This window comes from Picosynechococcus sp. PCC 8807 (assembly GCF_001693295.1).
Classification (GTDB): domain Bacteria; phylum Cyanobacteriota; class Cyanobacteriia; order Cyanobacteriales; family MRBY01; genus MRBY01.
In genome coordinates this window covers 881,849-904,685 of the sequence record NZ_CP016483.1, presented here as the reverse complement: position 1 = coordinate 904,685, position 22,837 = coordinate 881,849, and the positions used below count along the sequence as shown (strand labels likewise).

Annotated in this window: 20 protein-coding genes; 13 read left to right on the top strand and 7 right to left on the bottom strand. The window is 48.0% G+C overall.

The genetic code is table 11. From position 1 onward, the window contains the following. Window positions 1–95: 95 nt before the first annotated feature. Both AWQ24_RS04380 and AWQ24_RS16650 read right to left on the bottom strand, forming a co-directional pair. On the bottom strand, window positions 96–2,090 hold the full coding sequence (locus AWQ24_RS04380; protein WP_065716113.1) for an NAD(P)H-quinone oxidoreductase subunit 5: 1,995 nt from the start codon (window positions 2,088–2,090) through the stop codon (window positions 96–98). Window positions 2,091–2,120: 30 nt separating this feature from the next. Further along, on the bottom strand, window positions 2,121–2,252 hold the full coding sequence (locus tag AWQ24_RS16650; RefSeq protein ID WP_254903390.1) for a hypothetical protein: 132 nt from the start codon (window positions 2,250–2,252) through the stop codon (window positions 2,121–2,123). Between the two features lie 518 nt (window positions 2,253–2,770). Here AWQ24_RS16650 and petH point away from each other — a divergent pair. From petH to AWQ24_RS04345, 7 genes are all read left to right on the top strand, one after another. Next, window positions 2,771–3,979, top strand: coding sequence for a ferredoxin--NADP reductase (gene petH, locus AWQ24_RS04375; RefSeq protein WP_012306481.1), 1,209 nt, complete (start codon window positions 2,771–2,773; stop codon window positions 3,977–3,979). Between the two features lie 247 nt (window positions 3,980–4,226). After that, window positions 4,227–4,691, top strand: coding sequence for a GAF domain-containing protein (locus AWQ24_RS04370; protein ID WP_232318869.1), 465 nt, complete (start codon window positions 4,227–4,229; stop codon window positions 4,689–4,691). Between the two features lie 114 nt (window positions 4,692–4,805). Further along, window positions 4,806–5,561, top strand: a complete 756-nt coding sequence (locus tag AWQ24_RS04365) for a response regulator transcription factor (protein WP_012306479.1) — start codon at window positions 4,806–4,808, stop codon at window positions 5,559–5,561. Window positions 5,562–5,618: 57 nt separating this feature from the next. Further along, window positions 5,619–6,965, top strand: coding sequence for a UDP-N-acetylmuramoyl-L-alanine--D-glutamate ligase (gene murD, locus AWQ24_RS04360; protein WP_065716111.1), 1,347 nt, complete (start codon window positions 5,619–5,621; stop codon window positions 6,963–6,965). A 54-nt stretch (window positions 6,966–7,019) separates the two neighbouring features. Continuing rightward, window positions 7,020–8,261 carry a DNA cytosine methyltransferase gene (locus AWQ24_RS04355; RefSeq protein ID WP_065716110.1) on the top strand — a complete coding sequence of 414 codons (1,242 nt, stop codon included), beginning with the start codon at window positions 7,020–7,022 and terminating at the stop codon, window positions 8,259–8,261. A gap of 181 nt (window positions 8,262–8,442) precedes the next feature. After that, window positions 8,443–9,993 (top strand): diguanylate cyclase domain-containing protein, encoded by a 1,551-nt coding sequence (locus AWQ24_RS04350; protein WP_065716109.1) that lies wholly within the window; start codon window positions 8,443–8,445, stop codon window positions 9,991–9,993. Window positions 9,994–10,366: 373 nt separating this feature from the next. Next, on the top strand, window positions 10,367–11,569 hold the full coding sequence (locus AWQ24_RS04345; protein ID WP_062432942.1) for an NAD-dependent epimerase/dehydratase family protein: 1,203 nt from the start codon (window positions 10,367–10,369) through the stop codon (window positions 11,567–11,569). Window positions 11,570–11,763: 194 nt separating this feature from the next. Here AWQ24_RS04345 and rpmB read toward each other — a convergent pair whose 3' ends face one another. Next, the gene (gene rpmB, locus AWQ24_RS04340; protein ID WP_012306474.1) at window positions 11,764–12,000 is read right to left on the bottom strand and encodes a 50S ribosomal protein L28; all 237 of its coding nucleotides are present in this window, start codon (window positions 11,998–12,000) and stop codon (window positions 11,764–11,766) included. A gap of 79 nt (window positions 12,001–12,079) precedes the next feature. Here rpmB and AWQ24_RS04335 point away from each other — a divergent pair, with 79 nt between their 5' ends. Both AWQ24_RS04335 and AWQ24_RS04330 read left to right on the top strand, forming a co-directional pair. After that, window positions 12,080–12,268 (top strand): hypothetical protein, encoded by a 189-nt coding sequence (locus AWQ24_RS04335; protein ID WP_062432939.1) that lies wholly within the window; start codon window positions 12,080–12,082, stop codon window positions 12,266–12,268. A gap of 130 nt (window positions 12,269–12,398) precedes the next feature. Beyond that, a complete protein-coding gene (locus AWQ24_RS04330) occupies window positions 12,399–13,841 on the top strand; it encodes an MFS transporter (RefSeq protein ID WP_065716108.1) in 1,443 nt (480 codons plus the stop codon). Here the strand turns inward: AWQ24_RS04330 and ctpA are convergent. Continuing rightward, window positions 13,838–15,082: a carboxyl-terminal processing protease CtpA gene (gene ctpA, locus AWQ24_RS04325; protein ID WP_198158693.1), complete on the bottom strand. Its 1,245-nt coding sequence runs from the start codon at window positions 15,080–15,082 to the stop codon at window positions 13,838–13,840. The genes AWQ24_RS04330 and ctpA overlap by 4 nt on opposite strands. A 230-nt stretch (window positions 15,083–15,312) precedes the next feature. Here ctpA and petB point away from each other — a divergent pair, with 230 nt between their 5' ends. The 3 genes from petB (at window position 15,313) to AWQ24_RS04310 (ending at window position 18,953) form a co-directional block, all read left to right on the top strand. Beyond that, a complete protein-coding gene (petB, locus tag AWQ24_RS04320; RefSeq protein WP_012306470.1) occupies window positions 15,313–15,981 on the top strand; it encodes a cytochrome b6 in 669 nt (222 codons plus the stop codon). A 56-nt stretch (window positions 15,982–16,037) separates the two neighbouring features. Next, on the top strand, window positions 16,038–16,520 hold the full coding sequence (gene petD / locus AWQ24_RS04315) for a cytochrome b6-f complex subunit IV (RefSeq protein ID WP_012306469.1): 483 nt from the start codon (window positions 16,038–16,040) through the stop codon (window positions 16,518–16,520). A gap of 204 nt (window positions 16,521–16,724) precedes the next feature. Continuing rightward, window positions 16,725–18,953, top strand: coding sequence for an NADP-dependent isocitrate dehydrogenase (locus tag AWQ24_RS04310; RefSeq protein ID WP_065716107.1), 2,229 nt, complete (start codon window positions 16,725–16,727; stop codon window positions 18,951–18,953). Window positions 18,954–19,005: 52 nt separating this feature from the next. Here AWQ24_RS04310 and AWQ24_RS04305 read toward each other — a convergent pair whose 3' ends face one another. Beyond that, window positions 19,006–20,328, bottom strand: a complete 1,323-nt coding sequence (locus tag AWQ24_RS04305; protein WP_065716106.1) for a DUF3644 domain-containing protein — start codon at window positions 20,326–20,328, stop codon at window positions 19,006–19,008. Window positions 20,329–20,520: 192 nt separating this feature from the next. Further along, a complete protein-coding gene (locus AWQ24_RS04300; RefSeq protein WP_065716105.1) occupies window positions 20,521–21,414 on the bottom strand; it encodes a CoB--CoM heterodisulfide reductase iron-sulfur subunit B family protein in 894 nt (297 codons plus the stop codon). 86 nt (window positions 21,415–21,500) lie between these two features. On the opposite strand from AWQ24_RS04300, the gene AWQ24_RS04295 reads away from it, so the two are divergent. Then, on the top strand, window positions 21,501–22,262 hold the full coding sequence (locus AWQ24_RS04295) for a sensor histidine kinase KdpD (protein ID WP_065716104.1): 762 nt from the start codon (window positions 21,501–21,503) through the stop codon (window positions 22,260–22,262). On the opposite strand, the gene AWQ24_RS04290 is transcribed toward AWQ24_RS04295, so the two are convergent. Further along, window positions 22,222–22,695 (bottom strand): GNAT family N-acetyltransferase, encoded by a 474-nt coding sequence (locus tag AWQ24_RS04290; protein WP_315862041.1) that lies wholly within the window; start codon window positions 22,693–22,695, stop codon window positions 22,222–22,224. The two genes, AWQ24_RS04295 and AWQ24_RS04290, sit on opposite strands and share 41 nt — an antisense overlap. Window positions 22,696–22,837 lie beyond the last annotated feature (142 nt).

The following is a 22,837-nucleotide window of genomic DNA, read 5'->3' as shown; positions in this document are numbered from 1 at the left end:
CAACGCCACTGCAAATCTTATCAGGAAAAATAAAACCCCTCACCACTCAGGCAAGGGGAAATTTTATCTTCTCAACTTTCGGAATATAGTGACGGCTAGGCCACACTAAAGAAAATGACGAAGCCTAGCACCGCCCCAAACACAATGAGCGCATAGAACTGGACGCGGCCATTTTCAATGTATTTCAAGCCCTCACCACTCAGGAGGGTGGCGATCCCCGTGAGGTTTACGGCCCCATCGACGACGCGATAGTCCACCTCAAGGATTTGTCGGGCCAAGCGCCGGGTACCCATCACAAAAACATTGTTGTAGATATCGTCGAAGTACCATTTGTTCAAAGACAACTGATACAACACCGGGAATTTTTCGGCCAAACGAGCCGGATCAATTTTCTGCTGGAGATACATCAGCGAGGCAATGGTAATCCCAATGAGGGCGATCCCCACAGAATTACCACCCATGATCAAAAATTCTGTCAATTCAAAACCATGCTCAGCGGCCTCTGCTGCTTCGTTGGGAGAAAAGACAAAAGCTTCAAACCGATTACCCCAGGGAACCCCCAGCAAACCGATCAATACCGACGGAACCGCCAAAGCCATCAATGGGAAAGTCATCGTCAAAGGAGACTCGTGGGGCTTAGAGCCATGGTGGCCTTCTTCGGGAGCTTGACCTGCCGCCGTCAGGAGCTTTTCTTGCAATTGATGATCGGTGCCGCGAAACTCCCCTTCAAAGGTCAGGAAGTACATCCGGAACATATAAAAAGCGGTCATGCCAGCGGTGGCCCAACCAATGAACCAGAGCACAGGATTGGCCTCAAACGCCAGGCCCAAAATTTCGTCTTTTGACCAGAAACCAGCAAAGGGCGGAATTCCACAGATAGCGAGGGTGCCAATGAGAAACGTTGTGGCAGTGATGGGCATATATTTCCGCAGGCCACCCATCAGCCGCATATCCTGGGCCAGCACAGCATTATGGCCGACTACCTCTTCCATACCATGGATGACAGAACCAGAGCCCAAGAAGAGCATCGCCTTGAAGTAGGCATGGGTCATCAGGTGAAACAACCCAGCGGTGTAGCCACCGATCCCCATGGCCATCACCATGTAGCCCAACTGGGACATGGTGGAATAGGCAAGACCTTTTTTGATGTCGTTTTGGGTTAAGGCAATGGTCGCCCCTAGAAAAGCGGTGGTTGCCCCTGTCCAGGCAATGACATTCATCGCCTCTGGGATCGGCTCAAACACGGGATACATCCGCGCCACGAGGAACACTCCAGCAGCAACCATGGTCGCCGCGTGGATCAAAGCGGAAATGGGGGTTGGCCCTTCCATGGCATCGGGGAGCCACACATGGAGCGGAAATTGGGCGGATTTAGCCACAGGGCCAAGGAAGACCAGTATAGCAAAGACAATGGCCAGGAGGGAGCTGATTTGCCCCGTTGAGACGAGATCCACCAGGCGATCGCCCATCAGATCAAACTCAAAACTGCCCGTGGCCCAATAGAGACCGAGCATCCCCAGCAAGAGACCAAAATCGCCGACACGGTTTGTGACAAAAGCCTTTTGGCAAGCATCGGCCGCCGCCTTGCGGTCATACCAGAAGCCAATCAGGAGGTAGGAACACATCCCCACCAATTCCCAGAAAATGTAAACCTGCACAAGGTTTGGGCTAAACACCAAGCCCAACATCGACGAGCTAAAAATGCTCAAATAAGCATAAAAACGGACATAACCCGGATCGTGGGCCATGTAACCATCGGTATAGATCATCACCAGCAAGGCCACCGTGGTTACGATCACCGACATCAAGGCACTCAGGTGATCCACGGTATAGCCCATCTGCAGATGAAAATCGCCTGCCGCCGCCCATTCTAGGGTGTAGGTAAAGGCTTCATGACCCTGAATTTGACTCCAGAGTAGCCCAAAAGAGAGGGCCATCGAAGTGCCGATGAGCGACAGAACAAATACCGCATTGAGTTGCCGTAGCTTGTTCGTGAATTTGTTTAAGGAGATTAAGCCGATCCCGATAACCATTGCCCCCAACAGAGGCAGCACCGGAATCAACCATGCATATTGATAAAGCGGTTCCATTACGAATGCCTAGGATTCTTGCTTTCTAAGTTACACATCCATTGATGTCAAATTTCCCAACAAATTTTGGGTGACAGCGCACAGTTGACCAAGGGCATTTTTCGGAATTGCTTGGGGCGAGTTGCTCTGTTTGGGCTGTTCTAAATAGACACCAATGGTCAAAGAGTTTCGCCCCTCATTGTGACATATCCCCCTAAATCTTCAACGGATTACCGCCGTTTGATTATATTTTGCTATCACAATTCCCCAGCAAAGGCGATCGCCCCGTTCTAATCCATTTCAAAAAAATCTAAAGAAAATCTAAAAAGATTACCTCTATGAAGATCCCCTTACAAAGCCCCAAGAAGAATGCAACAGCCATCACAAAACCCCTAGAGAAACATCCCTAAAATGTCTTTCTAAACTTCCTTGACTCACAATCTTGCACTAACTAACTCCAAGGAACCGAGCCCGGCTAAGATCGTGTTTCCAGTGGCCTTGCCATCCCAATTCTGATACATCAAAATCAGTCGCACTTCCCGCCCCATTCAGTAAAGCATGGGCAGCACAATGATAGTCTAAATGGAGTAAAGCCCTTATAATCTTGACTCTAAAGCGGGAAAAAGCGGTTTGTACCGACGATCCACCCCCTTTAAGATCAAAAAAACTGATAAATCAAAATAATTGGGAAACTGCACATAATGTACGGTATCACTAGCACAGCAAACTCTACTGGAAATCAATCCTACGCCAATCGTCTGTTTATCTACGAAGTTGTTGGTCTGGGTGGCGACGGTCGTAACGAAAACTCCCTCGTTCGTAAAAGTGGCACCACATTTATTACTGTGCCCTATGCCAGAATGAACCAGGAAATGCAACGCATTACCAAACTGGGAGGCAAAATCGTTAGTATCCGTCCCGCAGAAGATGCAGCCCAGATTGTGAGTGAAGGCCAGTCCTCCGCCCAAGCATCTGCACAATCTCCTATGGCTTCTTCGACAAAAATCGTTCACCCCAAAACCACCGACACCTCAGTTCCAGTTAATATTTATCGCCCGAAGACCCCCTTCCTCGGCAAATGTATCGAAAACTACGAGCTTGTTGACGAAGGCGGCAGCGGCACCGTGCGTCACGTAACCTTCGATATTTCCGAAGGCGATCTGCGCTACCTAGAAGGTCAAAGTATTGGGATTATTCCTCCCGGTGAAGACAAAAACGGGAAACCCCACAAGCTCAGACTCTATTCCATCGCCTCTACCCGTCATGGCGATATGGAAGACAACAAGACCGTCTCCCTCTGTGTTCGTCAACTCGAATACCAAGATCCCGAATCTGGCGAAACAGTTTATGGTGTGTGCTCCACCTATCTCTGTAATCTTCCTGTCGGCACAGATGACGTCAAGATCACTGGCCCCGTTGGGAAAGAAATGCTGCTGCCCGATGACGAAGACGCAACTGTCGTCATGCTCGCTACCGGCACTGGGATTGCACCTTTCCGGGCTTTCCTCTGGCGGATGTTCAAAGAGCAGCACGAAGACTACAAATTTAAAGGCAAGGCATGGCTCATCTTCGGTGTCCCCTATACTGCCAATATCCTTTATAAAGACGACTTCGAAAAAATGGCCGCGGAAAATCCTGACAACTTCCGCCTAACCTACGCCATTAGCCGCGAACAGAAGACCGCCGATGGTGGCAAGGTTTACGTTCAAAGCCGCGTTAGCGAATATGCTGATGAACTCTTTGAGATGATTCAAAAACCCAATACCCATGTTTATATGTGTGGTCTCAAGGGCATGCAACCCCCCATTGACGAAACCTTTACCGCCGAAGCAGAGAAGCGTGGTCTCAATTGGGAAGAAATGCGCCGCTCCATGAAAAAAGAACACCGTTGGCATGTGGAAGTTTACTAAAAACGTTGCTGTGAGCTTCTGCTAGTCACACTATCGTGCAATTTCAGCAAGTTGTTAATCTCTGCCCTGGGAGCCACTACGGTTTGTCAGGGCTTTTTTGTTCAAGACAAATCCCTTGCCAAAGCAGGTTAAAACTGGAGCGCCCTCCGAGGAAATTCATCATTAATTCCCAAAGTGAAGGAGATCTTTATAAAATCGAAGGTAATAAAACTAGCAGTCGAATATGTTTGATCGAAGTCTTAATCGAGTGAACGAGCGATTAAATCGCACCCTGACTCGTAATCAATTGCTACAACAGGCCACTGATCAAACACGCTGGCAACTCCGGGTGAGTCGGGTTGTCATTTATTATTTCTACCGGGAATGGAAAGGGCAGGTGATCATTGAATCCCTGAGCCAGAGTGAATTTTCGATTTTAGGCTCGACGGGGGCCGATGATTGTTTTAATGGTGATTATGCCCAACGGTATCTCCAAGGCAGAATCCTACAAATTACAGATATTGAGGCAAGTGATTTTGACCCTTGTCACCTGGACTTTTTGCGATCAATTCGGGTGCGGGCAGATCTGGTTGCGCCAATCATCGTCGATCAACGTTTGTGGGGATTATTAGCGGCTCATCACCATGAAGTCCGGACTTGGCTAGCGGAGGAGGTGGGGTTTGTGCGACAACAGGCACAAACCCTAGCTGGTGATTTACAACTCATGGACTAAATCCTGACCCTGGCTAAACTTGGCAGTGTGAATGTATAGGAAATCACAATGTACTAGCCAAATCTCTGCCTTTTGATGTATATGTTGGCGTAACCCTGTAAATAATTTATTTTTATGCTCTCCCTTGATTTGATGTCACATACCCTAGATGCTGAGCTATCGACGAAAGCACGGATCCTAGTAGTGGAGGACGAGGCAGTCATTCGTGACATGATTGTGATGGGTTTAGAGGAAGAAGGCTATGAGGTCTTTTTTGCGGATAATGGCCGCACAGGCTTGAATATGCTGCAAAATCCAGAATTCAATGCCCCGGATATGCCTCTGGATTTGGTGATTCTAGATATTATGCTGCCGGAAGTGAATGGCTTAGATCTATGTCGTTTTTTGAGATATCAGGGAAACACAATTCCGATTTTAGTTCTAAGTGCCAAGGCGAGTGAGACAGACCGGGTATTGGGCCTAGAGGTGGGTGCGGATGATTATTTAACCAAACCGTTTAGTCTGCGGGAGTTGGTGGCCCGGTGCCGTGCGCTGTTGCGGCGTCAGCAGTTTATCCGGAGCACGCCTAAAAATTCGGTACGTCAGTTTAAGGATATTTCTTTGTTCCCGGAGGAGTGTCGGGTGACGGTGCGGGGTGAGGAAGTGAGTTTGTCGCCCAAGGAATATCGTTTATTGGAACTGTTTATGAGCTATCCGCGCCGGGTCTGGTCACGGGATCAGTTAATTGAACAGGTTTGGGGTGCTGATTTTCTAGGGGATACAAAAACGGTAGATGTGCATATCCGCTGGTTACGGGAAAAGTTAGAGTTAGATCCGAGTCAGCCGGAATATTTGATCACAGTGCGGGGCTTTGGCTATCGATTTGGTTAGGGGAAAGCGGCCATAATTCGGTACAATCAGCGATCACATTATTTCGACAGAGATGGTATGGCTCAGGCGCTCGTCATTGGCATTGGTCGTTCAGGAATTGCGGCAGCACGGCTTTTAAAGCGACAAGGTTGGGAGGTGGTCTTAGGCGATCGCCAAACGGATGAATCCTTCGTGGCAGTACAACAGGAGCTGTCGGCCCAAGGGATTACGGTCAAACTTGGCCATACCCCCAGTTTGGAAAAAGGCGATCGCCCGGATTTAATCGTCGTCAGTCCGGGGGTGCCCTGGGATATTCCTTTTCTGAAAGAGGCGCGGGATCAAGGCATTGACACCATTGGCGAGATGGAACTGGCCTGGCGCAATTTAGACCAAAAACCCTGGGTCGGCATTACAGGCACCAATGGTAAAACCACCACTACGGCCCTGGTCGAAGCAATTTTTCAGGTAGCGGGTCGGGGTGGCCCTGCCTGCGGGAATATTGGCCATGCCGCCTGTGAGCTTGCGTTGGGAGAAGCCACCCCGGAGTGGATCGTGGCCGAAATTAGTAGCTATCAGATCGAATCTGCGCCGACCCTCTGTCCTCAAATTGGCGTGTGGACGACCTTCACACCAGACCACCTCGCCCGCCACTACACCCTCGACAATTATCACAGCATTAAAGCGTCCCTCATTCAGCGTAGTCGTCGCCAGATCTTGAATGGGGATGATCCGTTTTTGCGATCGCAGGCAGAGCAATGGCCCGACGCCTATTGGACAAGCATCAAGGGAGCAGAACATTTACCGTGCGATCCTAAACGGGGGGTATTTATCCAGGATGCTTGGGTGAAAGCCTTTGGGGAATTGGTAATTCCGGTTTCTCTACTCAAAATGGTCGGCGACCATAATCTCCAGAATTTACTCTTGGCGATCGCCGCCGCCCGGTTAGCAAATATTGACAAAGGGGCGATCGCCAAAGCCATTGCTACCTTTCCGGGTGTGCCCCATCGTCTTGAGTTCATTCGCCAGCACCAGGGGGTTGATTTTATCAACGACAGTAAAGCAACCAACTACGACGCCGCCGAGGTGGGCTTAAATGCGGCCCCTGGCCCAGTGATTCTCATTGCTGGGGGCGAACCCAAAGCAGGTAACGCGGAGGCTTGGATCGAAAAAATTAAAGAAAAGGCAGCGACGGTACTTTTAATTGGTGAGGCGGCTCCCCAGTTTGCCCAATTCCTCCAAGAGAGCGATTACACCCAATACGAAATTGTCGAAACCCTAGAAAAAGCGATCGCCCGCAGTGTTGCCTTAATTCCGACCCATCAACCGAAAACAGTGCTCCTCTCTCCCGCCTGTGCCAGCTTCGATCAATACCGCAGTTTCGAGCACCGGGGCGATCATTTTCGTCACCTTTGCCAAGCTCTATAGGGCCAAAACCCTTTAGCATTAAAGAGAATTGCAAACACTTACTGGGAGCGCACCGTGAACCAAAGGCCCCTAGCCATTGATTTGTTTGCCGGATGCGGTGGAATGTCCCTGGGGCTAGAAGCGGCGGGCTTTGATGTGGTCGCAGCGGTAGAGATTGATCCCGTCCATGCCCTCGTTCACGAAGTCAATTTTCCCTATGGCGTCACTTTTTGCCGGGATATTCGTCACCTGCAATGGCCAGAAATGCGCCAAGCTATCGAACGGCGTGGCTATCCAACGGCAGACATTGATTTACTCACGGGTGGCCCTCCCTGCCAGGGATTTTCGGTGATGGGCAAACGACAATTGGGTGACCCGCGCAATCAATTGATCTTTGAATATGTCCGTCTGTTGCGGGACATTCAACCCAAATATTTCATTTTTGAAAATGTCCAGGGCCTGACTGGGCAACGCCACCAAGGGATGCTAAAACAGCTTTGCCAATCTTTAGGGGAGGCTGGCTACCATGTTTTGCCCCCCCAGGTGCTCAATGGTGCTGACTATGGTGCTCCCCAACGACGTAAACGCTTAATTCTCTTGGGATATCGTCGGGATGTCCCCCCGGTAGCCTATCCAGCGCCGAGCCATGGCCCCGGCCTAGCACCCTATGTCACTGTCCACGAGGCGATCGCCGATTTAGAAACTATCCCTGTTTTTACAGACATTGACCGGGGCATTGTCCCCCCCGAACCTTTGGGAACCTTTGGGCGATCGCTCCATGAGCAGTTTCGCCATTGCCATTCCCGCCACCTAGAACCTAATTTTCTCTGGGGCCACCTTGGTTCTCAGCATCAACCCGAAATCCAAGCCCGTTTCCGAGCCACTCCCCCTGGCAAAAAAGAAGCCATTAGTCGCCTCTTTAAGCTGGATGCCCAGGGTCTCAGCAATACTTTACGGGCCGGCACTCCCACCGAAAAAGGCTCCTTTACGGCTCCTAGGCCGATTCATTACCAACTGCCCCGCTGTATTTCGATTCGCGAAGCTGCCCGCCTACATACCTTCCCCGATTGGTTTCAGTTTCATCGCAAGGTTTGGCATGGCTTCCGGGAAATTGGTAATGCCGTGCTGCCGCTCTTGGCCCAAAAAATTGCCCAAGAAATTATTCACACCTTAGACATTCAGCCGGATTTGCTCCCCCAAAAAACAATTCATATTACCCAAACTGATGCTTTATGGTATCCCCTTGGGCAAGCTAGTCAATATTGGGAAATTCCGCGACATTTAGTGCCACGCCGTCGCCGTCTTTCTCCACCTTAAAAACTCATAAAAATCATATTTTTTGAAACCCAATTTCTCACCTATGATAACTATATTCCTATTTCGCAGACTATCTTTTTAAGCCCCGATAACCTATTAGAAGACCGATTTTGAGCTGGTAGAAACCAGTTTCTTTTTGCTGTTTAATTCTTGTTAACGTTCCTCCCCAATTACTGGTACTATGGATTTTCTCCGACTGCTACACAGTCGATGGCTGCGATGGTTCGGCCTCAATATCTGCTTGGCGATCACCTATGCCTGGACCGCGGAAATCAGTCTAATTTTTACCACCCTGCCGGGAACCGTCGCTTCAGTATGGCTTCCTTCGGGATTGACATTGGGTTTAATTCTTCTTTTTGGCAATAAAATCTTACCGAGTATTGCCCTAGGTTCCCTTTGGGTTATTTCTTTTGATTTGATCGAACGGGATCCAAATATTAGTATTCAGGCTTTCTTTTGGGTCAACTTTGGTTGCATTGCTGGCAATTTAGTACAACCTCTGTTAGCCCGTTTTATCCTGAAAAAATATTCCCAGAGCCGACATTTTTTTAATCAAGTTCGGGGCGTTTTAACCTACATCACGGCTGCAACCCTTTCGCCAATGGCCTCTGCATTTATTGGTGTCACCAGTATTGTGTTTGCAGAACGTATGGAATGGGGACAGTATGGCTTAAATTGGTTTACTTGGTGGCTGGCGAGCACTTTAGCTCACTTGATTTTCACCCCGGTAATTCTCCTGGGGAAGGACTTTTTTAGCCGAAAAATCCCCTACCATGTCATCGAGATGTTGCTGATTTTAGCTGTTTTCATCAGTGTGAGCTGGAGTATTTTTATTCAAAGTTATCCCGTTGCTTACCTATTGCTGCTGATTTTAAATTGGACAGTGTTTCGCTACGGTGCTTTTGTGTCAAGCCTATTGGTCAGCATTGTTTCTATCTTGGCTATTTATACAACTGCCCATGGTTTGGGTGTCTTTGTTTTAGAGTCCCAAAATCAATCTTTATTGTTTTTACAGTCCTTTATGGGGGTATTTGCCCTCAGTTCTCTGCTCCTCTCAGCGGTCGTGGAAGAACGGAGCCGCGCCCAAACTTCCCTAAAGAAAGCTCTGGATAATTCCACAAAGCTCATTTTAGAAAGAACAAAAGAATTACGTCGTAGTGAAGCACTCCTCCGGCAGACCAACCAAGAATTACAAAAATTAGTCCATTTAGACGGTTTAACTCAAATTGCCAACCGACGTTGTTTTAATCAACGGCTCACGGCGGAGTGGCATCGTCTCTACCGCGAGCAAAAACCCCTCGCTTTAATTCTTTTTGATGTGGACTACTTCAAGCGCTACAACGATTCCTATGGTCACCAACAGGGAGATGAATGTCTGATTCAAATTGCCCAAGCAGTGAAACACCTCCTCAAACGACCGGCAGATTTGGTGGCCCGCTATGGGGGAGAGGAGTTTGTGGTTGTCTTACCGAACACGACTCAGGAAGGCGCAACCATCGTCGCCAAGCGGATTCGACGGACTGTTTTAGAGCTTCAGATTGCCCACAATGCAACGGAGATAAATGAGGCAATTGTTACCGTCAGCCTTGGTGTTGTCAGTGGTATCCCCCAGAGCCAGGAAAAACCCCTAACGTTTGTGAAAAAAGCTGACCAAGCCCTCTATTTAGCCAAACAACAGGGGCGTAATCGCATTGTTGTCGCCGGAGAGTCTGAGTTTCCCCATTTGCCCTAGTCGAAAGGCGCTAGTCCAAAGGCATTAGGTGGCGATCGCCTTGCCTGTAATTTGTCAGCTCCTAGGTTTTAAGCCCAGATTAACAGCGATTTATCCCTACGCTAGCCTGGATTAAAAGTCCATTAACCCCGTCCAAGATGATCTCAGGGAACGACCCAACCGTCTATAATGTGGGATGATTTCAACGATTTGCTTTAATTTCGAGCATTTTGTTTTGATCCAAATACCCGACATCCCCTTTGAAGTCATCCTTTTCTACAAACTCGGGAATATATGTATGGCGTACCATGAACCCCAAAAAATTTTCCGGGAGTACACACCATGCACACTACTTTTTAAAGCACCAAAATAAAAAACCTAAGGAGTTGAATCCATGAAAATTATTGTTCTGGGTGGAGATGGGTTTTGCGGCTGGCCCACAGCATTGCATCTGTCGAAAACAGGTCATGATGTTGTTATTGTTGATAACCTTTCCAGAAGAAACATTGATAACGAACTGGAAGTGACATCACTGACGCCGATTAGCCCAATGTCGGTCAGGCTCAGAGCATGGAAAGAACTCACTGGCAAAACAATTCAGTTCTTCAACTTCGATATTGCCCACGAATATGACCAGCTTCTCAAGCTATTCGTTGACTATCAACCGGATGTGGTCGTTCACTTCGCCGAACAGCGGGCCGCCCCTTACTCCATGAAGTCTCCTAAGCACAAGCGTTATACCGTCGATAACAATCTAAACGGAACCAATAACGTACTTTGCGCCATTGTGGAATCCGGCCTTGATATCCACGTGGTACACCTCGGCACCATGGGGGTTTATGGTTACGGTACCGCTGGGATGAAGATCCCCGAAGGCTACCTCGATGTTCAAGTGGTCACCGAAGAAGGCAAAGTGATCGAGAAGCAAATTCTGCACCCGGCAAATCCTGGCAGCATCTATCACATGACCAAAACCCAGGATCAACTATTTTTTGCCTACTACAACAAAAACGACCAAGTCCGCGTCACTGACTTGCACCAAGGGATTGTTTGGGGTACCAACACCGCAGAAACAGCAATGGACGAGCGGCTCATCAACCGCTTTGATTATGATGGTGACTATGGCACCGTGCTGAATCGCTTTTTGATGCAGGCAGCCGTAGGCCATCCGCTGACTGTCCATGGTACTGGCGGCCAAACCCGTGCTTTTATTCATATTCAAGATACGGTGCGTTGTGTTGAGCTGGCGATTAGTAATCCTCCAACGAAAGGGGAACGGGTCAAAATTCTCAACCAAATGACGGAAACCCACCGCGTCCGGGATCTGGCGCAGATGGTGGCGAATATCGCTGGGGCGGAAATTCAATATTTAGAAAATCCCCGGAATGAAGCAGCAGAGAACGAACTGTATGTGGATAATCAGTGTTTCCTCGATATGGGCCTAGAACCGACCAAGCTCGATAAGGGATTGATGTTAGAGGTCACAGAAATCGCGAAGAAATATGTGGATCGCTGCGATCGCTCCCGAATCCTCTGTACTTCTAAGTGGAACCAAAGTGCGACCGCAGAACCGCTGAAAGTTCATGCAAAGGTCTAGATTGGTTTAATTAAATATTTGGCGTAATGGGGGGCGATCGCCCCTCTTTTTTTGTGGCTTGAGCTTTTGATGCGTGGGCTGACGAGGCGAAAAAAAGATCTGAATTTTATAAAATTTTAGGAATAAATAAAGAAGACCTCCATAGCAACCCATGGAAGTCTGGTGAAAGTAATAAAGAACTGGCGTTTTTGACCTTAGAGTTTGTTAAGGTTGATACCAGCTTCTCTAGCCATGGCATCGATGCCTTTCTTTTCAAGGGTTTTGATGGCTTTGGTGGAAAGACGTAGGCGGACAAAGCGATTGCCTTCGGGCCACCAGACTCTTTTCCACTGCAAATTAACTTCTTGTAGCTTTTTCGTCCGACGGTGGGAGTGGGACACCGCCATCGCATTATTGGCTTTCTTGCCGGTAATCTGGCACTTACGGGACATACGAAAGATCTCCTAGCAATTTTTATAATAAGTAATCCAATCTACAATCATAATGCATTAACGAAGCGAGGCCAAATTCATGCAACGCGGAAAACTGACCGCTATTATTACCGGAGCGATTTCTCTTTTGTTGGCGATCGCCTATTTACTGCTCGTCCAAATTCTAGATTTTCGCGGCGAAATGAAACCCGCGCCGATGGTGGAGATGCTCCCGACAACGATCAGCGTTTTCGCTCAGCCCCATATTGATCAAGCATTTCACTCCTAAGCATTAAAGCGATTCCCCTGGGGCGACCAAGTTGGGCCGCTAGAATGAAATTATGACAACCAATGGGCGATAGTCCTCTAGTCCTCAACTTCATCCATAGGGCGATCGCTCGGCAACTGGAGAATTTTATATGGCTTTTACTGGGGAAGAAAAATCTTCCCAAAATCCAACCATCGCAACCCCCTCAACGGACAATTCCCCGCAACAAAAACAAGAGTTTAATGCCTGGCAACTGTGGAACATGAGCATTGGCTTCCTGGGAATTCAGTTTGGTTGGGGCCTGCAGATGGCCAATATGAGCTCTATTTTTGAACATCTCGGCGCCAGTGCCCACAGTATTCCGATTCTTTGGTTGGCCGCTCCCCTAACGGGTCTTTTGGTACAACCGGTCATTGGCAATTTAAGTGATTACACTTGGACTCCCCTGGGACGCCGTCGCCCTTACATTCTCGTGGGGGCTATCTTAGCGTCGATGGCGTTAGTCCTTATGCCCCAGTGTGGCAGCCTTTGGATGGCGGCGGGACTCCTGTGGATCTTAGATACCAGTGCCAATACAAGTATGGTGCCGTTTCGGGCTTTCGTTGGGGATTTACTGCCCCAGCAGCAACGGACAAAAGGGTTTGCCATGCAGAGCGTGATGGTTGGGCTAGGGGCGATCGCCGCTTCGATGTTGCCTTGGCTCCTGAGTCACTTATTTGCTGTTAATTCCACCACTGGCCCAGATCAGCAAATTCCCCAATCTGTCACCTGGTCTTTTTATATTGGTGCCGGGCTTTTTCTCACCACTGTACTGTGGACGGTGTTGACCACCTCAGAATCTCCCCCTCCGGATTTAGACCGCTTCGACCAACTCAAGGAAAAACGGGGTGGTATCCGCCAGAGCTTCAGTGAAACCTGGCAAGTGTTGGGACAAATGCCACCGACGATGTATCGACTTGCTTGGGTGCAAATTTTTACCTGGTTAGGAATTTTTTGTTTTTTTATTTACTTCCCGCCAGCGGTGGCCCGGAATATTTTTGGGGCTGTGGATATTCAGTCAACCCTCTATAACCAAGGCATTGAATGGGCGGGACTTTGTTTTGCGGTGTTTAATGCCGTCTGTATTCCTTTCTCGTTCCTGTTACCCTGGTTAACCCGTCGCGTTGGTCGCAAGGTAATCCACATCATTTGTCTTTTGTGTGGCGGCTTTAGTCTGATTGCCCTCTTAAAAATTCAGCAACCCTGGCTGCTTTTGCCTTCGATGGTTGGTTTTGGCTTGGCCTGGGCCAGTGCCCAAGCGATCCCCTATGCCATTTTGACCTACGCTTTACCGACTCAAAGACGAGGCATTTACCAGGGCATTTTTAACTTTTTTATTGTGTTACCAGAAATTGCCGTTTCCCTGGGCTTTGGCTGGATCATGGAACATTGGCTCCAGGATAATCGACTGACTGCCGTGGTCTTGGGGGGAAGTTTTCTCGTGATTGCAGCGGCTTTGATGTTATTTGTGCCGACGGAGGCAAAACAATTAGCGGGTCTACAAACATCACCACAGCAAATGGCAGAGCCTTCGGTTGTCGATTCAACGGTTTAGGAAGCTTGGGAAATTTGGGCGATCGCCTGGTCTTGGGTCAATAGATCGAGGGCGGCTTGATATTGCAGATCCGTCTCACTCCCCATCATTGCATAGCCGATCGGCTCCTGGGGCACCACCTCATCGGGCATAATCCCCAACTTGTTAATGTCATGGTGGAGGGGAGTTTCATATTTCGCGACGGTGACGGCCATGCCTGCCCCATCCGGCAATTCAAACAGCGATTGAATCAGCCCTTTCCCAAAGGTTTTTTCCCCCACGAGCACGGCCCGGCCATTGTCCTGGAGTGCTCCGGCTAAAATTTCACTGGCGCTCGCCGTTGCTTGATTCACGAGGACAACCAGGGGCGCATCAGTAAAGGGTTGGCCCACAGCACTGTAGCTTTCAAAAATCCCCTGGCGATTGACCGTGTACACAATGGTTTCTTGATCAAGCCAGAGGCGTGCAATTTCGATGCCGGCCTGGAGTAAGCCACCGGGATTATTGCGCAGGTCGAGGACATAGCGGTCAGCCCCCTGTTTTTGCAACTGATTCAGGGATTTGATGATTTCTGTTTTGGCGTTGGCACTGAATTGATTGAGGCGAATGTAACCCACTTTTTCGCCATTTTTTTCATCTAATTTGTCATAGACAGGATTTAAGGCAATGGTGTCGCGGGTCACTTTGACGGTGCGTACCGTGTCTGTTTTCGGAGATTTTACGGTGAGGGAAACGGTGCTGCCTTTTTTGCCACGCATTCTTGCCGCCGCCTCCTCAAGGCCAATATTGCGGGTGTCAATGCCATCAATGGCTAAGATTTGATCCTTGGCTTCAATGCCAGCCGCTTCTGCCGGGGAGCCAGGCAGAGGCAAAATCACTTCTAAAACATCGACTTCTGGATTGACATTGATCTGTAAACCGACCCCCGACAGTTCACCAGAGGTACTGACTTTTAGGCTGCGGTACTGCTCTGGGCGCAATAGACGCGTGTAGGGATCATCGAGGAGGGCCAACATTTCACCCACAGCTTCATAGGCTTCGTCGCGGGTTTTGAGGGGCCGCTTCAGGAATTTTTGCCGGATGAGCCACCAATTTTGGTGGTTAAAGGTTTCATCGACGTAGGCTTGACTGACGTAACGCCAGGCCTGGAGCAGTAAATCTTGTTCGTCGGTAAAGGCGATCGCCCGCTCCATAGGCCCAAAGACCAATACCAACACCAGCAAAAGACTGCAAAGACCAGCCTGTAAACGTTTTCTCAGCATCCGTCGAGTTTTATGAAAAATACTTGATTATTTTTAACACTATAGCGAAATTAACAGCCCTTTGACGGTTTTCGGGGTTATCCTGGGGCGATCGCCGTCCATAAAAATTTGCCCTGACGCCATTAGCGTCATATCCGCCAAAAAGCCCGATAATCCTGTTACTTCACCACTTGACAGAGCAAGCTGTGTTACATTTTTGTAAAGAGATTTTTCGTTTCTAATCAGGCTTCATGTTTACAAAAGAAGTTACCGACTCCAAATTATATAAGTGGTTTAACGAACGACTAGAAATCCAAGCGATCTCTGACGACATTTCTAGTAAATACGTTCCCCCCCACGTCAATATCTTCTATTGTCTGGGTGGTATTACCCTTACCTGTTTCATTATCCAGTTCGCCACTGGATTCGCAATGACCTTCTACTACAAGCCCACCGTAGCAGAGGCATTTACTTCCGTTCAATACATCATGAATGAAGTGAACTTCGGGTGGTTGATCCGTTCGATCCACCGTTGGTCTGCCAGCATGATGGTCTTGATGATGATTCTTCACATTTTCCGGGTGTACCTCACCGGTGGCTTTAAACGTCCCCGTGAGCTGACTTGGATTACTGGGGTCATCATGGCGACGATCACCGTTTCCTTCGGTGTAACTGGTTACTCCTTGCCTTGGGACCAAGTTGGTTACTGGGCAGTCAAGATTGTGTCTGGTGTACCTGCGGCGATTCCTGTCGTGGGCGACCAAATGGTTGAGTTGCTCCGGGGTGGCGCAAGCGTTGGCCAAGCAACCTTAACCCGTTTCTACAGTCTTCATACTTTTGTTTTACCTTGGTTGATTGCGGTCTTCATGTTGGCCCACTTCCTCATGATCCGTAAGCAAGGTATTTCTGGTCCTTTGTAAGGATCAGGTTTTCCGTTTGCTCAAAACAACGTTCTTGTTGAGGAGAACTTTTACTCATGTCTATCATGAAAAAGCCGGATCTTAGCGATCCAAAACTCCGGGCAAAACTGGCTCAAAACATGGGACACAATTACTATGGTGAGCCGGCTTGGCCCAATGACATTCTCTTTACCTTCCCCATCTGTATTGCGGGAACCATCGGTTTAATTACCGGCTTGGCGATTCTCGATCCAGCGATGATCGGTGAACCGGGTAATCCTTTCGCAACGCCCCTGGAAATTTTGCCGGAGTGGTACCTCTACCCCGTCTTCCAGATCCTCCGGGTACTGCCCAACAAGCTGCTGGGTATTGCTTGTCAGGGGGCGATTCCGTTGGGTTTGATGATGGTGCCTTTCATTGAAAGCGTCAACAAATTCCAAAACCCCTTCCGTCGTCCGGTGGCGATGGCTGTTTTCCTCTTTGGGACGGCAGTCACTCTCTGGCTCGGTGCGGGTGCTTGTTTCCCCATTGATGAGTCTTTGACTTTGGGCCTGTTCTAAAACCCACGCCTAATTTTTTGGACTAATTTTATTTTTCATTTCTAAACAGATTGGCGATCGCCCCCTTTGGCTCCGGCTAAACGATGGCGATCGCCTTTTGCGTGACCCCTATCAGCATTTCCAGACGGAGAAGCGTCAAGGCTAGACCCTGTGCCATGTATCATTTAGGCTGAGAAACATTCCGTGACACGACGCCTAAGCGATATGAGCAACCAGACCTCGAAAATTACCTACACTTTTACCGACGAAGCCCCCGCACTGGCGACCTACTCCCTACTCCCCATTGTGGAAGCCTTTACGACTGCGGCCAATATTGAGGTGGAAACTAAGGATATTTCCCTCGCTGGGCGGATCATTGCGAATTTTCCGGAATATCTCACCGCCGACCAACGCCGCCCCGATGCCCTCGCTGAATTGGGTGCTCTCGCAAAAACTCCCGACGCCTACATCATCAAATTGCCCAATATTAGTGCCTCCATTCCCCAATTGACGGCAGCGATCAAAGAATTACAGACTAAGGGTTACAACGTGCCGGATTATCCCGCTGACCCTAAAACCGAGGCAGAGAAGGATATTAAAGCGAAATATGCGAAAGTTCTCGGTAGTGCCGTAAACCCAGTGCTGCGGGAAGGCAATAGCGATCGCCGGGTCGCCGCTGCCGTTAAAGAATATGCCCGGCACAATCCCCACAAAGTCGGGGAATGGACAAAAGACTCCAAATCCCACGTCGCCCACATGGATGAGGGAGATTTCTATGGCAGTGAACAATCGGTCGTTATTGAACAAGCGGGCACCCTGAAAATTGAACATCAAGGCACCGATGGCACCGTCACCGTTCTCAAAGAAGCCATTCCCGTGCTTGCTGGTGAGGTGGTCGATGCTGCGGTGATGAGCGTCAAGGCCCTGCGTGCTTTCTATGAAAAAGAAATTGCTGCTGCCAAAGCCGAAGATATCCTCCTTTCTCTCCATGTGAAGGCCACCATGATGAAGGTCTCTGACCCGATTCTCTTTGGTCACGCCGTCACCGTTTACTACAAGGACGTTTTTGCGAAATATGCCGATACTTTCCAAGCCTTAGGTGTTAGCCCCAATAACGGTTTAGGGGATGTTTACGCCAAAATTGCCAATCTTCCAACCGCAGAAAAAGCGGCGATCGCAGCGGATCTCCAAGCGGTTTATGACAAGCAACCCCGTTTGGCAATGGTTAATTCCGACAAGGGCATTACCAACCTCCATGTGCCCAGTGATGTGATCATTGATGCGTCGATGGCGGCAGCGATTCGCACCTCCGGGAAAATGTGGGGAGCCGACGGGAAGGCCCACGATACGAAGGCGATGATTCCCGACCGTTGTTACGCCACTATGTACCAGGCCTGCATTGAATTCTGTCAAGAAAATGGCGCTTTTGACGTCACAACCATGGGTAGTGTCGCCAACGTGGGACTAATGGCGAAAAAAGCCGAAGAATACGGTTCCCACGATAAAACCTTTGAAATTGCCGCCGCTGGTCAAGTGCGTGTTGTTGATGGGCAGGGCAATGTTTTAATGGCGCATCCCGTGGAAAAAGGCGATATCTGGCGGATGTGTCAGACTAAGGATGTGGCGATCCAAGATTGGGTGAAATTGGCAGTTAATCGCGCCCGCCTCACAGGAAATCCCACCGTATTTTGGTTAGATGAGAACCGCGCCCACGATGCCAAAATTATCGCCAAGGTTAAAGAGTATTTACCCCAGCATGATCCGAGTGGTTTGGATATTCACATTCTCCCGCCAGTGGATGCGATGAAATTTACCTGCACCCAAATTAAAACTGGTCAGGACGTCATTTCGGTTACGGGAAATGTGCTGCGGGACTATCTAACGGATTTATTCCCCATTCTCGAACTGGGTACGAGCGCCAAAATGCTCTCGATTGTGCCGTTACTCGCTGGCGGTGGTTTGTTTGAAACGGGCGCGGGCGGTTCTGCCCCGAAACACGTCCAACAGTTCCTTGAAGAAGGTCACTTACGCTGGGATTCCTTAGGGGAATTTTTGGCGATCGCCGTTGCCCTCGAAGACCTCGCCCAGAAAACAGGCAACGACAATGCTCTCGTTTTGGCAGAAGCCCTAAACAAAGCCAACAGTCAGTACCTCAACAATGATAAATCTCCCTCCCGCAAGGTGGGCGAAATTGATAACCGGGGCAGCCATTTTTATCTGGCGATGTATTGGGCCCAAGCCTTAGCAGAACAGGACAAAAACCCTGAATTAAAGGCGAAATTTGCCCTCTTAGCCCAAGCCTTAACGGAAAACCAAGACAAGATCGTGGCGGAGTTAAATGCGGCTCAAGGTCAATCGGTTGATATTGATGGGTACTATTTTGCTAATTCTGAAAAAGCGAGTCAGGCCATGCGTCCTAGTAAAACTTTAAATCAGGCGATCGCTTCCATCTAACATTGGAGAGTCTAAGAAAAAGTAAAAGTGGGTTATGTTTGTTTGACTCACTTTACTTATTTCTGCTTTTTTTTATTTTCGCAGAATAATGACTCCTTGCATTCTTAAGATAATCTTCATTTTCCATGATTTTTTTGATTAGTTCTTCAATGCTTGCATCAGAATAATAATGATATTCCGGGTCTTTATTTTTATGATGATATAAATTGTTACTATTTCGCCACTTTAATTTTTCAATAAGAGCACGAAAGCAGTAAGTATTTATTTCATATTTTTTTGTTTTCTTATTCTGATTGACTAGATGTTTTGTTAAGATGTCTTCGGAATGTCTTTCGTAAAGTCTTTTATTGATTTCACGAATAGCAGAAGATTCTTTGTAAGGGTGAGTTAACTCTCTGTCTTTAGGCTTAGAAACGATGATTGCTTTACGCAATCCTTCAATGCCATCTTCAGCTTTAGCTAAAGTAATAGTATTTCCCTTTTTGTCTTTAGTGGCAAAAACGAGTTCTACCTCCAATGGAATGGCGAACTGTATGTCATCTTTTTGATCAACATCATCTGTTAAGTCATTGATCAAATTAAAAATCTCAGTTCCAACTTCTTTTCCATACCGGTTACACAAAGCCGTGACAGAGGGATTCTTTAGATCACCCACTAAAGAAAGTAATCCTGAATGATTAGCAGAAAAAAAAGTTTGTTGTGTAAATTTCTGAAACTCAGTTGAATAGTTTAAGACACCAGATTGAAAAACACGAGACATAATTCCCTGAGCTTCGGGCATCAATAAATGCACAGCTTGATCTCGGTAAAATTGAATACGCTCAATATTATCTCTAATTTTATCTTTAGTATCATATGAATTTTCAAGACATTCTCTGAGTGAAATGGTCTCTCTAACTCGACCTATTTTTTGTTTTTTAAAAATAAATTCTTCTCCATTTTTTTCAATTAGAATCGCTTTTAGTAATTGTTCCCACGCGATACAAAAGCATAGAACAAAACCATCAATTCTATTCTCAAGAGATGGTCGATTATATAGCTCCAATGCTAATAACATGTTGTCTTTTGACTTTCTAAGCAAAGCTTTAGAAAGTTTGGATTTACAATTATGACCTAAACCTCTTCTGTGCTTACTTTGAGACAGCAGCTGTGAAAATTCTTGTTCTGATAAGCTTATTGTATTAGAAACTTCAAAATGCTTGTCTCTAGATTCGTGTAAAAAGTCAGATAGTTGACCCTTATTTAAATAAGTCTGGAAAGTAGAAGCTTGCCATCCACTTTTTTGTAGAATTTCATCTTGTGTTATTGGCTCTTGTTGAGATTCTTTTTCTTGGAGGATTTTCAAAAGGTTTTTATGAGATTCAGGTATTTTCATATGATTAGTCTATACGGATCGGAAAAAATCAAATGATTTCTTGAGTGTTTGTATTTTTCAATATTTCCAAGAAACCACCTGACCAATTCAAAAACATATCCTCATACAAAGATAGTTTTGAGAGTTTATGTTCAAGATTTACAGTTGTTAGAATGTACCAGAATCTCTAATAATCGCCACCTTGATTACTGCTTAAAAACCCAATTTTTCAAGGAGCGGCTTCGTGGAAACAATATGTTTGCCGAGGCCGAGTTCCTTAGGGGAAATGCCCAATGCGAGAGCCACTAATTGGGGCAAATGGAGCACAGGAATCCCTAATTTCTGGCCAATGACTTTTTCGACTTCTGGTTGGCGCGAGTCTAAATTGAGATGACAGAGGGGACAAGGGGTCACAAGGCAATCTGCCCCGGCGGCGATCGCCGCTTGTAGATGTTTCCCTGCGAGACGAAACGCTTGTTCTGTGGCATAACTAGAGAGGGGCCAACCACAGCATTGGGTGCGACCATCATAGATAATTGGCGTTGCCCCAACCGCCGAGAAAACAGACTCCAGAGAATGGGGCTGGACAGGGTCATCAAAGGGAAGACTATTTTGAACCCGGAGGAGATAACAGCCATAAAAGGCGGCACATTTGAGTCCTCGGAGAGGCTTAATTACTTTTTGGGTGAGCTTATCAAGGCCATAATCTCCCACGAGCGCCCAGAGTAGATGTTTGACTTCGCTAGTGCCTCTGTAGGGTGAACAGTGGGATTCACTCAGGAGATGATTGACCTGAGAAAAATAATCTGGATTATTGTCTTTGGCTGCTTTGAGGCGTTCATCAACATGGCCGATCACCCCTTGGCAGGTGCTGCAGTGGGTTAGTAAGGGTAAATTAAGCGATTCAGCCAACGCGATGTTGCGGGCATTGACGCTATCTTCTAGGAGTTGGGATTCTTCTTTGTAGGTGCCAGAGCCACAACAGGCAGCTTGCTTGAGTTCGATTAATTCAATGTCGAGGGCTTGGGTGAGGGCCGCCGTGGAGAGGTACAGTTCCCGACAGGCTCCTTGGGCGACACAACCGGGAAAATAAGCATAGCGCAACATTTCAGCCAAACCTTAAAATCTTGGAGGATGTAGATTGATCTTATCGTTGGTCGTTTCGTAGTCTGTGAAAATAGTTATGTTTTGTTATGTCTAATGGTCCTTCTGCTTTGAATACAGATTTGGCGATCGCCCTCCAGTGGGGACAATTTCAGGCGCGGTTTTTTGGCCAAGTGGCCCACGAATTGCGATCGCCCTTGAGCACGATCATGGGGCTACAGCAGCTCATTTTGAGTGATTTGTGTGAAAATCCCGCTGAAGAACGGGCCTTTATTGCCGAAAGTTATGCCGCCAGCCAAAAATTACTGGGATTACTTGATTTGGCGATCGCCGTTTCAAAGTTAGATTATGGTCAAAGTTCTAAACAGGCGGAGTGGTTTGATCTCGAAACGCTCCTCGCAGAACTAGAAAGCCTACTCAGGGTGAAAGCTCAAAATAATAATTTGTGTTTGGCCATTGCCCATCCGGTCGGCGCTACCCTGGATATTTTTGGAGATCGCCACCACCTACACCAATTTTTCCTCACCCTCATCGACACCACCCTACAACGGGCTGAACAAGGAACAATTCACCTCAGTTACGGGCTACAACAACCCAATAAAATCACGTTTCAACTGACCTCAACCCAGACCACGGATTTTTGGCGTGAAACCCACGTGCCGGATTTAACCCTAGGCGATCGCCCAAGCCTCGAAGAAGTCCAACAACTAGCCCAAGCCCTTGAATTTTCTCCGGCTCTGAAGTGGCAACTGTGCAAAAAGCTGTTGGCGAGCTACGGGGGGACCCTGGCCCGCCATTACCAAGACCAAACTATGCAGGTAATGGGGCAGTTTCCTCAACCGCACAGGTAATCACGCTGATCGGATGCTCGTGGTTGTGGAGCACCATGGTAGTCGTCGCATTTTCTTTAAAACCAATGCGCTCATAAAACGTCTGTTGGTGGGTGGTCATCAAATAAACCCGCTCGACTCGGCACATCCGTGGGTGGCTAATCAGCGTTTCCACTAACTTACGGCCTAGGCCCAACCCTTGATAATCTGGGTGGATCACCACATCCCACACCGTCGCCCGAAAAACACCGTCTGAGGTTCCTCTGGTAAAGCCAATGAGGCGATCGCCATCCCACACCGTCACCACCGGATCACTATAGGCGATCGCCGTTTCTAGATCCGCCAAAGAGCGTTCCCTCGCCCAAAAGGCCGTCGCATTAAACAACGCCTGCAACTGCACCAGATCAACCCTGGCCTTATCCACAGAAAATAAAATATTGCTGCAATCCGAAATTTTATTCATAGCCTTTTAGACGCAGAGGGAATAAAACAAAAACACCCAGGGCAACCCTTTCCTTGTCCCACGGGAATGTTCTAGGACAGGCGGATCGCGAGTGCAAAAGAACAATAGCTAAAAAAGCCACCCATTCTAATTA

Coding starts and splice junctions, on each gene's coding strand:
- ctpA (WP_198158693.1), bottom strand. CDS start 15,082: ATGCTGAGAAAACGTTTACAGGCTGGTCTTTGCAGTCTTTTGCTGGTG.
- AWQ24_RS04295 (WP_065716104.1), top strand. CDS start 21,501: ATGTCTAATGGTCCTTCTGCTTTGAATACAGATTTGGCGATCGCCCTC.
- AWQ24_RS04330 (WP_065716108.1), top strand. CDS start 12,399: ATGGCTTTTACTGGGGAAGAAAAATCTTCCCAAAATCCAACCATCGCA.
- AWQ24_RS04310 (WP_065716107.1), top strand. CDS start 16,725: ATGAGCAACCAGACCTCGAAAATTACCTACACTTTTACCGACGAAGCC.
- petH (WP_012306481.1), top strand. CDS start 2,771: ATGTACGGTATCACTAGCACAGCAAACTCTACTGGAAATCAATCCTAC.
- AWQ24_RS04345 (WP_062432942.1), top strand. CDS start 10,367: ATGAAAATTATTGTTCTGGGTGGAGATGGGTTTTGCGGCTGGCCCACA.
- murD (WP_065716111.1), top strand. CDS start 5,619: ATGGCTCAGGCGCTCGTCATTGGCATTGGTCGTTCAGGAATTGCGGCA.
- AWQ24_RS04335 (WP_062432939.1), top strand. CDS start 12,080: ATGCAACGCGGAAAACTGACCGCTATTATTACCGGAGCGATTTCTCTT.
- AWQ24_RS04300 (WP_065716105.1), bottom strand. CDS start 21,414: ATGTTGCGCTATGCTTATTTTCCCGGTTGTGTCGCCCAAGGAGCCTGT.
- rpmB (WP_012306474.1), bottom strand. CDS start 12,000: ATGTCCCGTAAGTGCCAGATTACCGGCAAGAAAGCCAATAATGCGATG.
- AWQ24_RS04365 (WP_012306479.1), top strand. CDS start 4,806: ATGCTCTCCCTTGATTTGATGTCACATACCCTAGATGCTGAGCTATCG.
- AWQ24_RS04305 (WP_065716106.1), bottom strand. CDS start 20,328: ATGAAAATACCTGAATCTCATAAAAACCTTTTGAAAATCCTCCAAGAA.
- petB (WP_012306470.1), top strand. CDS start 15,313: ATGTTTACAAAAGAAGTTACCGACTCCAAATTATATAAGTGGTTTAAC.
- petD (WP_012306469.1), top strand. CDS start 16,038: ATGTCTATCATGAAAAAGCCGGATCTTAGCGATCCAAAACTCCGGGCA.
- AWQ24_RS04380 (WP_065716113.1), bottom strand. CDS start 2,090: ATGGAACCGCTTTATCAATATGCATGGTTGATTCCGGTGCTGCCTCTG.
- AWQ24_RS04350 (WP_065716109.1), top strand. CDS start 8,443: ATGGATTTTCTCCGACTGCTACACAGTCGATGGCTGCGATGGTTCGGC.